The following is a 14,667-nucleotide window of genomic DNA, read 5'->3' on the forward strand; positions in this document are numbered from 1 at the left end:
TCCTGACCCTACCTGGGCAGGTGCGGGTTGAAACCCCTAGATCACAAAGACGGTCGGGGTGTGTCCGATCTTCACCCTTGCGTACGTCCTCACGCCAGGGGGATACCCACCCACAAACATCGGAAAGCGACCGGTTGTATCGTCGGGACGGTCAACACCCGTCAGGGCTGGCTCCAATTGGTTCGTGTATCCAGAGAACGGCAGGCGATATGAGCGCACAGAACGACGCCCTCGAGGTCTGGATCGACCAGGACCTCTGCACCGGCGACGGCATCTGCGCCCAGTACGCCCCCGAGGTGTTCGAGCTGGACATCGACGGTCTGGCCTATGTCAAGGGCACCGATGACGAGCTGCTCGCCGACCCGGGCGCCACAACGCCGGTGCCGCTCCCCCTGCTCAACGAGGTGGTCGACTCGGCCAAGGAGTGCCCGGGCGACTGCATCCACGTGCGTCGGGTTTCGGACAAGGTTGAGGTGTACGGCCCCGACGCCGAGTGACGGCTCACACACTCCCCGCGACGGGCAGCGCGACGAGCTCGAACTTGCCGTCGTTCCAGTGCCATTCGACCTTTCGCTGCCGGTCCGGGCAGCAGCGCGGCACGTCATTCGAGGAGTAGCCGGCCAGGGTCGCCGAGACCGTGCGTCCGCGCACCGCGAAATCGGTGACGCTCATCCCCTCCCGGGGGTCGAGGAAGGTCTCCACGATCCTCGGCCGCCCGGCGCCGTGGGCGAGCACGTAGATGCCGCTCGGCGGGGTGCCCATACCGGCGCTGCAGCGCACCACGGCCACGGTCTCGGTCCGGCCGTCGCCGTCGAGGTCCGCCGCCCCCTTCCGGATCACCTGGATCTTCTCCGGTCCGCAGTCGACCGGGTACCGGGCCTTCCCCGCGTCCGGTCCGGCCGCGGCCGGGAGCGGGGCCTGCGGGGACGCCGGGGCGTCGGCCACCGCGACCGGCGGCCGGGCGGTGGCGGTGGAGGGCTGGAGCAGCGACGAGGCGGCCAGCAGGGCGGCGAGCGCGGTCCCGGTGACGATCCAGTGGAGCGGCCGGGAGCGGGTGTGCGGGAGATCCGGGCGGGGCGGCGGGAAGGACTCGGGGCCGGCCGAGGGCTGCACGCGGGGTGTCTCCTGTGGAAGCGGAGCCGATGGGGTGGCCAGCATCGTGCCACATGTCACACCGGGTGAGGAACGGCCGGGGCCGTGCTTCCTGCCGCGGATCCGAAACGGCGCCGCCGCCGGACTCCCCGCGGGGAAGTCGGCGGCGGCGCCGGGAGGTTGTCCGGACGGGCCGGGCGGTCGGGGCCTCAGCCGCGCTCGGCGGAGCCTCCGGTGCCCTTGCCCGGTCCGGAGTAGTCCTCGCCGTAGGCGCCCTTGGCCGGGCGGCGGCGGCGCAGCGGCGGCTCGACGCCGTCGGCGAGGCGGCGGGCGGTGAGCAGGAAGCCGGTGTGGCCGATCATCCGGTGGTCCGGGCGGACGGCCAGACCCTCGACGTGCCAGGTGCGGACCATGGTCTCCCAGGCCGACGGCTCGTTGAAGGTGCCGTGCTCGCGGATGGCCTCCACGGTGCGCGCCATCTGCGTGGTGGTGGCGACGTACGCGCAGAGGATGCCGCCGGGGACGAGGGCCTTGGACACGGCGTCCAGGCACTCCCAGGGCGCCAGCATGTCCAGGATGACCCGGTCGACCTCGGTGTCGGAGAGGTTGTCCTGGAGGTCGCCGACGGTGAGCTGCCACGCCGGGTGGTCGTCACCGAAGTAGCGGCGGACGTTCTGCGCGGCGATCTCGGCGAAGTCGGCGCGGCGCTCGTAGGAGTGCAGCATGCCCTGGTCTCCGACGGCCCGCAGCAGGAAGGTGCTCAGCGAGCCGGAGCCCACACCCGCCTCGACGACCCGCGCCCCGGGGAAGATGTCGGCCATCGCCAGGATCTGGCCCGCATCCTTCGGGTACACCACGGCTGCGCCGCGCGGCATGGACAGGACATAGTCGGGGAGCAGGGGGCGCAGCGCGAGGTAGGCGACGTTCCCCGTGGTACGGACAACACTGCCCTCGGGAGCACCGATCAGCTCGTCGTGCGGGAAGGCACCCTTGTGGGTGTGGAAGCTCTTCCCGGCCTCGAGCGTGAAGGTGTAGTGGCGTCCCTTGGGGTCGGTGAGCTGGACCTGGTCCCCGACCTGGAAGGGCCCGCGACGGCGGGCGGCACCGGTCGGTTCGGACATGTGAACAGCCTACCTGGGCCGCTCGCCCCGAAAGGCCACGGGACCTCGGGCCGCGGGGCCCGTGCCCCAGGAACTCGGGTGCCTCAGGAGCTCGGAGGTCTCAGGAGCTCGTGGGTCCAGGACGCTCGGGCCTCAGGCGCTCGGGCGGGCCATGGCGGCGACGAAGGCCCGTTCGACGTCGGCGGTGGACAGCACGCCGTAGATCTCCCCGGTCTCCTCGACGACCAGGTACTCGGTGGCCGGTGTGGCGCGCAGGGCATCCAGCAGTTCCTCGCCGGACAGCTCGGCGGAGACCCGCATGCCCGGCTTGAGGTCCTGGGCCAGGCCGCTGACCGCGACCCAGGGGCGCCGGTGCTCGGGCACGCCGACGATGGCCGCCTCCCGGACCACCGCCACCGGGGTGCCGTCGCCGTCGACCACGACCAGGGCGCGGGCCCCGGCCTCGTTGGCCCGCCGCAGCGCCTCGGAGAGCGGGGTGTCGGACGCGACGGGGACGGCGCGCCGGGTCAGGTTGCGGGCCCGGAGCTCCGGGAGGTGTTCGCGCAGCCGGGCCATCCGCAGGCTGTTCCCGGCGCCGGTCCAGATGATGGCGGCGAGGATGGCGGCCAGCAGGGCGTCGGTGATGGTGTCGACGCCGCCGAGGTCCTGGGTGGAGGTGCCGAGCGCCCCGGTGTGGGTGAGCAGCGGCAGACCGATCAGGACCGCGACGGCCAGCGCCCGGCCCGTCCAGGCGGCGGCCACGGTGCCGGTCATCGGCTTGCCGCTGAGCTTCCAGACGACGGCCCGCAGCATCCGGCCGCCGTCCAGCGGCAGGCCGGGGAGCAGGTTGAAGGCCGCCACGATCAGGTTGGAGATCATCAGGCCGGCCAGCAGCACGCCGGGGACGGTGCCGGGCTCGACGGCGGCCATGCCGAGGTAGAAGACGCCCGCGAGGACCAGCGAGAGCAGCGGGCCGACGGCGGCGAGCACGAATTCCCGCCCCGGTGACTCGGACTCCTTCTCGATCTCCGAGACGCCGCCGAAGAACTGCAGCTGGATGCGGCGGACCGGCAGCTTGAAGCGCAGGGCGGCCACCGTGTGCGCGAGTTCGTGGACCAGCACCGAGGCGTAGAAGGCGACGGCGAAGAACAGGGACACCAGGTAGCGCAGGTTCCCCAGCTCCGGCAGGACCCGCTCCAGCTGGCCCCCGAAGACCCAGGTGATGAGCGCGGCGACCAGGAACCAGCTGGGAGCGACATAGACAGGGACCCCGAAGAGCCGGCCCATGAGGAGCCCGCCGCCCGTCTCGCGGGGCCTCTGCGGCTTCCCGCTCTCGCCGCTCTCGTCCACGATGTCCTCTCGTCCGTGTCGGCCCCCGCTCCCGTCCGGTGCGATCACGCGGTCCGGGGTGCGAGGGGGTCTGACGTCGATGGTATGCGTCCGGATGTCGGTGACGGGCCGTAGGGTCGTGCGCCATGGGAACCAGCACCGACCACCCCGCCGCCGAGCGACCGCGGACGCTGTCGCCGTCGCGCGCCGGGGACTTCATGACCTGCCCGCTGCTGTACCGCTTCCGGGTGATCGACCGGTTGCCGGAGCGGCCCAGCGAGGCGGCTACCCGGGGCACGCTGGTGCATGCGGTGCTGGAGCGGCTCTTCGACGACCCGGCGGCGGAGCGCACGGCCGGGCGGGCCCGGTCCATGGTCGCGGGCGAGTGGGAGCGGCTGCTGGCCGCCCGGCCGGAGCTGGTGGAGCTGTTCGCCGAGGAGGGCGCGGACGGCCCGGAAGCCGCCGAGGGGGCGGCCGCGGCGCCGGCCCCGGAGCGGCTGGCGCGCTGGCTGGCGGACGCGGAGCGGCTGGTGGAGCGGTGGTTCACGCTGGAGGACCCGACGCGGCTGGAGCCCTCGGAGCGCGAGCTGTTCGTGGAGACGGAGCTGGACTCGGGGCTGACCCTGCGCGGCGTCATCGACCGGGTCGACGTGGCGCCGACGGGTGAGGTGCGGATCGTCGACTACAAGACCGGGAAGGCGCCCCGGCCCGAGTACGCGGCCGGCGCGCTGTTCCAGATGAAGTTCTACGGGCTGGTGCTCTGGCGGCTGCGCGGAGTCCTGCCCCGCCGGCTCCAGCTGGTCTACCTGGGCAGCGGCGAGGTCCTCAGCCACGACCCGACCGAGGCGGATCTGCGGGCGGTGGAGCGCAAGCTGCTGGCGCTGTGGGAGGCGATCCGGCGGGCGACCGAGACCGGCGACTGGCGCCCGCGCCGCAGCAAGCTGTGCGGCTGGTGCGACCACCAGGCGTTCTGCCCGGAGTTCGGGGGGACTCCCCCGCCCTATCCGCTGCCGCTGGTCCCCGCGCCCGCCCGTCCGGTGGACGCGGTCCCGGAGGAGTCCGCGGACGGCCGTCAGGGCAGAATGGGGCCGGTCTAGCGAAGGAGTTCCTGTGGCGATCCGCGTCCTACTGGTCGACGACCAGCCGCTGCTGCGCACCGGTTTCCGGATGATCCTCGAGGCCGAGCAGGATCTCGCCGTGGTGGGCGAAGCGGGCGACGGGCTGCAGGCGCTCGACCAGGTGCGCGCGCTCCAGCCCGATGTGGTGCTGATGGACATCCGGATGCCCAGGATGGACGGTGTCGAGGCGACCCGGCAGATCACCGGCCCGGGCCGGGACGGGCCCGCCAAGGTGCTGGTGCTGACCACCTTCGACCTGGACGAGTACGTGGTGGAGGCGCTGCGGGCGGGGGCCAGCGGCTTCCTGCTGAAGGACGCGCCCGCGCACGAGCTCGTCCAGGCGATCCGGGTGGTCGCGGCGGGTGAGGCGATGCTGGCTCCGAGCATCACCCGGCGGCTGCTCGACAAGTACGCGGGGAAGCTGCCCTCCGGGGAGGACCCGGTTCCGGACACCCTGCACACGCTGACCGACCGTGAGGTCGAGGTGCTCAAGCTGGTCGCCCGCGGGCTGTCGAACGCGGAGATCGCCGCGGACCTGTTCGTGAGCGAGACGACGGTCAAGACGCACGTCGGGCATGTGCTGACCAAGCTGGGCCTGCGGGACCGGGTGCAGGCCGCGGTCTACGCCTACGAGAGCGGACTGGTGCGGCCCGGCGCGCAGTGAGGGCGCGCCGGGCCGGTGCCGGCGGGGCTCCGGGCGGTGCCCGTGTCCCGTGCGGGTCCCCGGCGCGGCCGGGGACCCGGGGGCGGACTACTCGTCGGTGCCCTTGCTGATCTCCCAGAAGCGGAACACCGTCGAGGGGTCGAGGGTCCACTCCAGGCCGGAGACGTTGGTCCGGGCCACCGCGTACTGCTTGCCCTGCCACAGCGGCAGCACCGGCAGCTCGTCGGCCACGATGTCCTGCATCTCCTTGAAGCTGCTCTCGGTCGCCGCCCGGTTGGCCTCGGCCGCGGTCGTCGGTATCAGCTGGTCGGCGATGCGCTCGGAGTTGTAGTTGTTCGCCAGCACGTTACCCTCGCCGAAGAACGGGGCGGTGAAGTTGTCCGGGTCCGGGTAGTCCGGGACCCAGCCCTTGACGTAGGCGCCGTACTTCCCGCTCTCCACGCCCTTCTCGAACGTGTCGATCGGGACGCTCTTGACCCGGGCCTCGAAGAGCCCGCTGGCGTTGAGCTGCCGGGCGAGCTGCTGGAACCCGGGCACCGTGCCGGGGCCGTACCGCGACGGAGTGGCCCAGAGCGTCATCTTCACCTTGCCGTCGATGCCGGCGGAGCGGAGCGCGGCGGCGGCCTTGGCGGTCTGCGGCCGGTCCCCGTAGTTGTCGAAGAACGCGGTGTTGTGGCCGGTGATCCCGGCCGGGACGATCGAGTACAGCGGCTTGGCGGTGCGCATGTAGACGTCCCGCACGAGCGCGCCGCGGTCCACCAGGTACGCGATGGCCTTGCGCACCTGGGGCTTGCCGAGCACCGGGTCGTCGACGTTGAAGACCAGGTGCTGGACCTCGGCGCTGGTGCCCTCGACGACCTCGACGCCCCCGGAGCCGCCGTTCGTGGAGGTGGCCAGTCCGGCGATGTCCTTCATGGCGAGGCCGCGGTAGGCGAGGTCGACGTCACCCTTCTGGACGGCGTTCTTCAGGGCCTTCTGGTCGTCCTGGAAGAACTTCATCGTCATGCCGGAGTTCTTCACCTCGGCCGGCCCCTTGTAGCCGGGGTTGACCGAGAACTTCGCCTCCTTCTTCCGGTCGAAGGAGTTCATCCGGTAGACGCCGGAGCCCACGGCCCGGCCGTCGGTGCGCAGCGCGTCCGGCTCGTACTCGCGGTGGTCCACGATCGAGCCCGCGCCCGAGGCGATCTTCATGGGGAAGGTCGCGTCCGAGCGCTTGAGGTCGAACACCACCGTCTTGTCGTCCGGCGTCTTGATGTTCTTGATCGAGGACAGCATGACGGCGGGGCCGTCCTTGTCCTTGATCCGCAGGGTGCGCCGGAAGGAGAACGCCACGTCCTCGGAGGTGAGGCTGTTGCCGTTGCTGAACTTCAGGCCGTCCTTGAGGACGCACCGGTAGACCTTGCTGTGGCTGTCGTCGAAGCCGCAGCGCTCGGCCGCCTCGGGCTCCGGCTCGGTGCCGCCCCGGGGGAAGCTCATCAACGACTGGAAGACGTTGTTGAACATGACCCAGGACGCGGGGTCGTAGCCGGAGGCCGGGTCGGTGGAGACGACCTCGTCCGTCATTCCCATGACGATCGGCTCCCCCGTACCGGCCGTCTCCGCGTCATCCGATCCGCATCCGGAGAGCAGACCGGCAGCGAGCCCAGCCCCGAGCGGGGCGGCGAGCCACTGATGACGTTTCCTCACGCGCACGTTCCTCACACTTGTCTCTGATGTCGTTGTGCGAATTCCGCCGGGGCCGACGGAGGTCAGCCGGCGGTTTCCCGGCCCAGCTCCCAGAGCTGCAGTACGGAGGAGGAGCTGAGCGCCCACTCCGCACCGGTCACGTCGTCGCGGGTCGCGACGTACTGCTTGCCCTGCCACAGCGGCAGCACCGGTACCTCGTCCGCGACGATGTCCTGGGCCTGCTCGAACCCCGCGGCGGCGGCGCTGCGCTCGGTCTGCCGCCGGGTCTGCGGGATCAGCCGGTCGCGGATGGTGTCGTTGCGGTAGGGCGTGTTGAGGAAGTTGTTCTTGGCGAAGAACGGGTCCAGGAAGTTGTCGGCGTCCGGGAAGTCCGGGAACCAGCCCATGCCGTAGACCTGGTACTCGCCGTCGGACTGGGCCGGGCGGAAGGTCTTCCACGGCACACCCTCGACCGTCACGTCGAACAGGCCGCTCGCCTCGAGCTGCCGGCGGAGCGTGCGGAACTCCTTGTCGGTGGCCGCCCCGTAGTGATCGGTGGTGTACGTGAGCCGGAGCTTCACCGGAGTGTCGATGCCGGCCGCCCGCAACGTGCTGCGGGCCTTCTCCGGGCTCGGGTCGCCGTACTTGTTGAAGAACGAGTTGACGTGGGAGCCGACGCTGGACGGGACGATCGAGTACAGCGGCTGGGCGGTGCGGTCGTAGACGTCACGCACCAGCGCCTGCCGGTCCACGACCTCGGCCATGGCCTGCCGTACCGCCTTGCGGCCCGCCGTGCCGTCGTCGGTGTCGAAGCCGAGGTAGCGGATCTCCTGGCCCGGGGCCTCGACGAGGTCGACGCCCTTGGTGTCGCCGCGCTCCAGCCGGCCGATCTGGTCGGGCGACATGGAGCGGGTCATCAGGTCGATGTCGCCCTTCTTCAGGGCGTCCTCCATGGCGTCCGCGTTCTTCAGGAAGCGCATCTCGACCTGGTCGTTCTTCAGCTTGAGCCCGCCCTTGTAGTGCGGGTTCCGGCTGAAGACGGCGGAGACGACCTGGCCGCCCCGCTCCTCGGTCCGCAGGGTGTACGGGCCGGAGCCGTCGACCGCGAAGCCGTTCCGGAGCTTCGAGCCGTGGTACACCTGCGCGTCGACGATGGCCGCGGCCGGGGTCGCGAGCTTGTACGGGAAGGTCGCGTCGGGGGACTTGAGGTGGAAGACGATCTGCCGGTCGTTCGGCGCCTCGACCGCGTCGACGCCTGAGAGCAGCGACACGGGACCGTTGGGGTCCTTGATCTTCAGCGTCCGGTCGACGGAGAACTTCACGTCGTCGGCGGTGAGCGCGTGGCCGTTGGCGAACTTCATCCCGCTGCGCAGCGTGCAGCGGTACTGCTCGTTGTTCTGGTCCGAGAAGCCGCACCGGGAGGCCGCCTCCGGCACCGGCTCGCCACCGGAGCGGGGCAGCGCCATCAGCGTCTGGAAGGTGTTCCGCAGGATGTTCCAGGACGCGGCCTCGTACGCCAGCGCGGGGTCGAACGGGGCCGGGAAGGCCTTGGTGGTGACGAAGGTGTCGGTGGTGCCGACGACGATCGGCTCGCCCCCGTCGCCGGCCTCGTCCGAAGCGCCGCAGCCGGCGAGAACAGGAGCCAGCAGACCCACTACGGCCGGTAGCACCAAGGTCTTGCGATTCATCGTCGGCGGTCTCCTGATGGGCGGTCGAACCCGGGGACCATACCGATGACGGGTGAACAGGTCGCGGGGTTGCGGCAAAAACGTCTCGCGTCGAGATTAGTAGCCGCGGCCAGGCGGGCCGGAACGGGCCGAAGTTGAGGCAATATCACGCCCCGGCAGCACCTGACTACTGTCCAGCATCCGGACGTTGGAACGATAGCCACGCTGAAGCATCAATACGGACAGAAGGGTGCCGCTCCATCCCCGCGAACCCCCCTTCCAGCAGGCCCTCGTGAACCTGTCGAGACCCCGGTGGGTGAGAAACGTCACTGCTTCAACTGTCCCCGGAGGGCAAGTGAATTCGGCCGACGCGCGGGCCGGGGGCCGGATCCGGGTGCACCGGAGACGGGCGCACGGACACGGCCCGGCCGCCGGGCCGGAGCCCCGCCGGAGAAGCCGGGAGCGCCCGCTGTGTCCGCCTCACGGCGTCCCGGTGACGATGCTCCGCAGAAACGGAAGATCCACTTCTTCCAGCGAGCGGACGACCGTACGGCCCGCGGCGGGCTCGATGGGCACCACCGAGGGGACGGCCACCACCCGGCAGCCCGCGGCCTCGGCCGCGGCCACGCCGGTCGCGGTGTCCTCCACGACCGCGCAGCGGGCCGGCTCGGCGCCCAGTCCGGCGGCGGCCAGCAGGTACGGGTCGGGGTGCGGCTTGGTGCGCTCCACCTCGTCCCCGGCGATCGTCAGGGCGAAGTGCTCCTGGCCGACCGACTTCAGCACCCGGTCGATGATGCGCCGGTGCGAGGCGGAGACCAGGGCGGTCGGGACCCGGTGGGCGGCGAGCTCCAGGAGCAGCCGGGAGGCGCCGGGCATCAGCGGGACGTGGCCGTCCACCAGCTCCTCGAACCGGTTGTTCAGCCGCAGGGACAGCTCGGGGAGCGCGATGTCGGCCCCGGTGGCCTGGATCAGATAGGAGGCACTGCGGGTCATGGGCCCGCCGATCACCACTTCGCGGTGCTCCTCACCGAGCACGTGGCCCAGCTCGGCGAAGACCCCGACCTCCGCCTGCCACCAGAAGCCCTCGGTGTCCACGAGCGTGCCGTCCATGTCGAGGAGCACGGCTTGCAGGGCGGAGCCCTCGGCCGTACGGGTGTCGAGTGCGGGGACGATGCTGGTCATCCGTGCTCCTCTCGTCTGGCCGTCCCAGAGGGACAAAGGGGCCGGCCGCAGCCCCGGGCGGGGCGGCGACCGGCCTTCACCGGACCGACCATTGTACGACGATCCCGGTTACCGAGCGTTGTTCCGCACGACCCGGGCCGGCCGGAGCGGCCGGCCCGGGGGTGCGGTGCGGAGCGTCGGCCCTGATCAGCGGGCGTTGAAGTACTTCGCCTCGGGGTGGTGGATCACGATGGCGTCGGTGGACTGCTCCGGGTGGAGCTGGAACTCCTCGGAGAGCTGGACGCCGATCCGCTCCGGCTGGAGCAGGTCGGCGATCTTCGCCCGGTCCTCCAGGTCGGGGCAGGCCCCGTACCCGAGCGAGAAGCGCGCGCCCCGGTACTTCAGGGCGAACATGTCCTCCACGTCCGCCGGGTCCTCGCCCGCGAAGCCCAGCTCGGCGCGGACCCGCGCGTGCCAGTACTCGGCGAGGGCCTCGGCGAGCTGCACGGACAGCCCGTGCAGTTCCAGGTAGTCGCGGTAGGCGTCGTTGGCGAACAGCTCGGCGGTGGCCTCACCGATCCGGGAGCCCACCGTCACCACCTGCAGGCCCACGACGTCGGTCTCGCCGGACTCCTCCGGGCGGAAGAAGTCCGCCAGGCAGAGCCGGCGGCCGCGGCGCTGGCGGGGGAAGGAGAAGCGGGTGCGCTCGCTGCCGTCGTCGTTGAGCAGGATCAGGTCGTCGCCCTTGGACACGCACGGGAAGTAGCCGTGGACCACCGCGGCCTCCAGCAGGTTCTCCGTGTGCAGCTTGTCCAGCCAGCCGCGCAGCCGCGGGCGGCCCTCGCTCTCCACGAGCTCCTGGTAGCTGGGACCGTCGCCCTTCCGGGCCTCCTTGAGGCCCCACTGGCCCTTGAACAGCGCGCCCTCGTCCAGCCACGAGGCGTAGTCGCCGAGCTGGATGCCCTTGACCACCCGGGTGCCCCAGAAGGGCGGGGTGGGGACGGGGTTGTCGGTGGCGACGTCGGAGCGCACCGTGCCCTCGTCCTCGGGCAGCTCCGCGGCCGCCGCGGGACGAGCGGGGACACGGCGCTGCTTGAGCTCGGGCAGAGTCGCGCCGGGCACGCCCCGCTTGACCGCGATGAGGGCGTCCATCAGGCGCAGCCCCTCGAAGGCGTCCCGGGCGTACCGGACCTCGCCCTCGTAGATCTCGTGGAGGTCCTGCTCGACGTACGCCCTGGTCAGGGCCGCGCCGCCCAGGATGACCGGGAAGTCCGCGGCCAGCTTGCGCTGGTTGAGCTCCTCCAGGTTCTCCTTCATGATCACCGTGGACTTCACCAGCAGGCCGGACATGCCGATCACATCGGCCTTGTGCTCCTCGGCCGCCTCCAGGATCGCGGAGACCGGCTGCTTGATGCCGAGGTTCACGACGTTGTAGCCGTTGTTGGACAGGATGATGTCCACCAGGTTCTTGCCGATGTCGTGGACGTCGCCGCGGACGGTGGCGAGGACGATGGTGCCCTTGCCCTCGGCGTCGGTCTTCTCCATGTGCGGCTCGAGGTAGGCCACCGCGCTCTTCATCACCTCGGCGGACTGGAGGACGAACGGCAGCTGCATCTGCCCGGAGCCGAAGAGCTCGCCGACGACCTTCATGCCCTCCAGCAGGGTGTCGTTGACGATCTCCAGGGCGGGCCGCTCGGCGAGCGCCTCGTCGAGGTCGGTCTCCAGGCCGTTGCGCTCGCCGTCGATGATGCGGCGGCGCAGCCGCTCCTCCAGCGGCAGGGCGAGCAGCTCCTCGGCCTTGCCCGCCTTCATCGACTTGGTGTCGACGCCCTCGAACAGCTCCAGGAAGCGCTGCAGCGGGTCGTAGCCCTCCCGCCGGCGGTCGTACACCAGGTCGAGGGCGACCTCGCGCTGCTCCTCCTCGATCCGGGCGATGGGGAGGATCTTCGAGGCGTGGACGATGGCCGAGTCCAGGCCGGCCTCGACGCACTCGTTGAGGAAGACGGAGTTCAGCACCATCCGGGCGGCCGGGTTGAGGCCGAAGGAGATGTTGGACAGGCCGAGCGTGGTCTGCACGTCCGGGTGCCGCCGCTTGAGTTCGCGGATCGCCTCGATGGTGGCGATGCCGTCCTTGCGGGACTCCTCCTGGCCGGTGGCGATGGTGAAGGTCAGACAGTCGACGATGATGTCCGACTCGAGGACCCCCCAGTTGGTGGTGAGGTCCTCGATGAGGCGCTCGGCGACGGCCACCTTGTGTTCGGGGGTGCGGGCCTGGCCGTCCTCGTCGATGGTCAGCGCGATCAGCGCGGCGCCGTGCTCCACGGCCAGCCGGGTGATCCGGGCGAACCGGGAGTCCGGGCCGTCCCCGTCCTCGTAGTTGACGGAGTTGATCACGGCGCGGCCGCCGAGCTTCTCCAGGCCGGCCTGGATGACGGCGGGCTCGGTGGAGTCCAGCACGATCGGCAGCGTGGAGGCGGTGGCGAACCGTCCGGCGATCTCGGCCATGTCGGCGACGCCGTCCCGGCCCACGTAGTCGACGCACAGGTCGAGCAGGTGGGCGCCCTCGCGGATCTGGTCGCGGGCCATCTCCACACAGTCGTCCCAGCGGGCCTCCAGCATGGCCTCGCGGAACTTCTTCGAGCCGTTGGCGTTGGTCCGCTCACCGATGGCGAGGTAGGAGGTGTCCTGCCGGAACGGCACGGTCTGGTAGAGCGAGGCGGCGCCGGGCTCGGGCCGCGGCCGGCGCTCGGTGGGCGTCATGTCGCGCACCCGCTCCACGACCTGGCGCAGGTGCTCCGGGGTGGTGCCGCAGCAGCCGCCGACGAGGGAGAGGCCGTACTCGCGGACGAAGACCTCGTGCGCGTCGGCCAGCTCCTCGGGGGTGAGCGGGTAGTGGGCGCCGTTCTTGCCCAGGACCGGCAGACCGGCGTTGGGCATGGCGGAGACCCGGGTCCGGGCGTGCCGGGCCAGGTAGCGCAGGTGCTCGCTCATCTCGGCCGGGCCGGTGGCGCAGTTCAGGCCGATCATGTCGATGCCGAGCGGCTCCAGCGCGGTGAGCGCGGCGCCGATCTCGGAGCCCAGCAGCATGGTGCCGGTGGTTTCGACGGTCACCTGGACCAGCAGCGGCAGGTCGGCCCCGGTCGCCTCCAGCGCCCGCCGGGCGCCGATCACCGAGGACTTGGTCTGCAGCAGGTCCTGGGTGGTCTCCACCAGCAGCGCGTCCGCGCCGCCCGCGATCAGGCCCTCGGCGTTCTGCTGGTAGGCGTCGCGCAGTGCGGTGTACGGGGCGTGGCCCAGCGTGGGGAGCTTGGTCCCCGGGCCGATCGAGCCGAGCACCCAGCGGTGCCGGCCGTCGGGGGCGGAGAACTCGTCCGCGACCTCGCGGGCGATCCGGGCACCGGCCTCGGACAGCTCGAAGATCCGGTCGGCGATGTCGTACTCCCCCAGTGCGGCGAAGTTCGCACCGAAGGTGTTGGTCTCCACGCAGTCCACGCCGACCGCGAAGTACTCCTGGTGAACGGAGCGGACGATGTCCGGGCGGGTGACGTTGAGGATCTCGTTGCAGCCCTCGAGCTGCTCGAAGTCCTCCATCGTCGGTTCCTGAGCCTGGAGCATGGTGCCCATGGCCCCGTCGGCCACCACCACTCGGGTGGCGAGTGCCTCGCGCAGTGCGGAGGCTCGGTCGGCTGCGGCGGACGATGGCGCTTTCGAGGCCATGGATCAGCTCCCTGGGATGCGACGGCTGTCGGCTTTGCGCCCGTCCGGGGACGGCGCACGCGGCAAGCCTAACCGTCAGGGCCGTCGGCGACTCGGGCGTATCAGCGGGCGGACAGCCGGTGCGTACCGGGGGCTGGGCGCGGGACCGGTTTCGGAGGCAGACTCTGTGTCGCTACCACGGGGTCGACATCAGCCGATAGTGTTCGGCATTGTCGAATCCGTAGTTGGAGGAGGTTGCCCGATGGCGCGGACGATCCAGTCGCTCGAGCGAGCGGCTGCGATGCTGCGGCTGCTGGCCGGTGGCGAACGGCGGCTCGGCCTGTCGGAGGTGTCCGAAGCGCTGGGGCTCGCCAAGGGCACGGCCCACGGAATTCTGCGCACCCTCCAGCAGGAGGGCTTCGTCGAGCAGGACCCCGCGTCCGGGCGCTACCAGCTGGGCGCGGAGCTGCTCCGGCTGGGCAACAGCTATCTGGACGTGCACGAGCTGCGGGCCAGGGCCCTGGTCTGGACGGACGACCTGGCGCGGTCCAGCGGCGAGAGCGTCTATCTCGGCGTCCTGCACCAGCAGGGCGTCCTCATCGTCCACCACGTCTTCCGGCCGGACGACAGCCGGCAGGTGCTCGAGGTGGGGGCGATGCATCCGCTGCACAGCACGGCCCTGGGCAAGGTGCTGGCGGCGTACGACCCGGTGGCGCACAGCGAGGCGGCGGAGGGCGACCGGAAGGCGTTCACCGGCCGGACCGTGACCGACCTGACCGCCTTCGAGGGAGTGCTCGACCTGACCCGGGCCCGCGGCTGGGCCGCCGATGTGGAGGAGACCTGGGACGGCGTCGCCTCGGTGGCCGCCCCCATCCACAACCGCCGCCGGATGCCGGTGGGCGCGGTCGGGATCACCGGCGCCGTGGAGCGGGTGTGCCAGGACGGCGAGCTCCGCTCGCAGGTGGTGGCGGCGGTGCGGGACTGCGCCCGCGCGGTCTCCCGGGACCTGGGGGCCGGGCGCTTTTGACAGCGCCGCGGCGCCCGCGCCACGGGCCGGCCGCACTCTCCGCGTCACGCTTGGACAACGGAACGAGTTCGAGGTCCCGGCCCTATTGACGCGGTCCGACCCGTGGAGAAAACTGCCGTTCGCCGGTCGGCATTGTCGAACACCTGAC

11 protein-coding genes are annotated in these 14,667 nt (G+C 71.3%); 4 read left to right on the forward strand and 7 right to left on the reverse strand.

Features of this window, described 5'->3' with window-relative positions:
- Positions 1-209 precede the first annotated feature (209 nt).
- Positions 210-497 (forward strand): ferredoxin, encoded by a 288-nt coding sequence (locus tag ACFYYR_RS08750; protein WP_388848646.1) that lies wholly within the window; start codon positions 210-212, stop codon positions 495-497.
- Between the two features lie 4 nt (positions 498-501).
- Here the strand turns inward: ACFYYR_RS08750 and ACFYYR_RS08755 are convergent, their stop codons facing one another.
- The 3 genes from ACFYYR_RS08755 to ACFYYR_RS08765 all read right to left on the reverse strand — a co-directional run bounded on the left by ACFYYR_RS08755 (position 502) and on the right by ACFYYR_RS08765 (position 3,542).
- On the reverse strand, positions 502-1,113 hold the full coding sequence (locus ACFYYR_RS08755) for a hypothetical protein (protein WP_388848649.1): 612 nt from the start codon (positions 1,111-1,113) through the stop codon (positions 502-504).
- Positions 1,114-1,301: 188 nt separating this feature from the next.
- Positions 1,302-2,213 (reverse strand): tRNA (adenine-N1)-methyltransferase, encoded by a 912-nt coding sequence (locus ACFYYR_RS08760; RefSeq protein WP_351515116.1) that lies wholly within the window; start codon positions 2,211-2,213, stop codon positions 1,302-1,304.
- A gap of 132 nt (positions 2,214-2,345) precedes the next feature.
- A complete protein-coding gene (locus ACFYYR_RS08765) occupies positions 2,346-3,542 on the reverse strand; it encodes a site-2 protease family protein (RefSeq protein WP_388848652.1) in 1,197 nt (398 codons plus the stop codon).
- 125 nt (positions 3,543-3,667) lie between these two features.
- On the opposite strand from ACFYYR_RS08765, the gene ACFYYR_RS08770 reads away from it, so the two are divergent.
- Positions 3,668-4,618 carry a RecB family exonuclease gene (locus tag ACFYYR_RS08770; RefSeq protein ID WP_388848654.1) on the forward strand — a complete coding sequence of 317 codons (951 nt, stop codon included), beginning with the start codon at positions 3,668-3,670 and terminating at the stop codon, positions 4,616-4,618.
- Between the two features lie 13 nt (positions 4,619-4,631).
- The gene (locus ACFYYR_RS08775; RefSeq protein WP_388848657.1) at positions 4,632-5,303 is read left to right on the forward strand and encodes a response regulator; all 672 of its coding nucleotides are present in this window, start codon (positions 4,632-4,634) and stop codon (positions 5,301-5,303) included.
- Positions 5,304-5,390: 87 nt separating this feature from the next.
- Here ACFYYR_RS08775 and ACFYYR_RS08780 read toward each other — a convergent pair whose 3' ends face one another.
- The 4 genes from ACFYYR_RS08780 to metH all read right to left on the reverse strand — a co-directional run bounded on the left by ACFYYR_RS08780 (position 5,391) and on the right by metH (position 13,513).
- Positions 5,391-6,989, reverse strand: a complete 1,599-nt coding sequence (locus ACFYYR_RS08780; protein WP_388848660.1) for an ABC transporter substrate-binding protein — start codon at positions 6,987-6,989, stop codon at positions 5,391-5,393.
- 62 nt (positions 6,990-7,051) lie between these two features.
- Positions 7,052-8,656 (reverse strand): ABC transporter substrate-binding protein, encoded by a 1,605-nt coding sequence (locus ACFYYR_RS08785; protein ID WP_388848663.1) that lies wholly within the window; start codon positions 8,654-8,656, stop codon positions 7,052-7,054.
- A gap of 459 nt (positions 8,657-9,115) precedes the next feature.
- Positions 9,116-9,817 carry an HAD family hydrolase gene (locus ACFYYR_RS08790; protein WP_388848666.1) on the reverse strand — a complete coding sequence of 234 codons (702 nt, stop codon included), beginning with the start codon at positions 9,815-9,817 and terminating at the stop codon, positions 9,116-9,118.
- Between the two features lie 186 nt (positions 9,818-10,003).
- A complete protein-coding gene (gene metH, locus ACFYYR_RS08795) occupies positions 10,004-13,513 on the reverse strand; it encodes a methionine synthase (RefSeq protein ID WP_388848669.1) in 3,510 nt (1,169 codons plus the stop codon).
- A 241-nt stretch (positions 13,514-13,754) separates the two neighbouring features.
- Between metH and ACFYYR_RS08800 the strand changes: the two genes are divergently transcribed.
- Complete coding sequence (locus tag ACFYYR_RS08800) at positions 13,755-14,519, forward strand: IclR family transcriptional regulator (protein ID WP_388848672.1); 765 nt, start codon at positions 13,755-13,757, stop codon at positions 14,517-14,519.
- The last annotated feature ends 148 nt before the right edge of the window (positions 14,520-14,667 follow it).

The organism is Streptomyces sp. NPDC001922 (assembly GCF_042891165.1).
Taxonomy (GTDB): domain Bacteria; phylum Actinomycetota; class Actinomycetes; order Streptomycetales; family Streptomycetaceae; genus Streptomyces.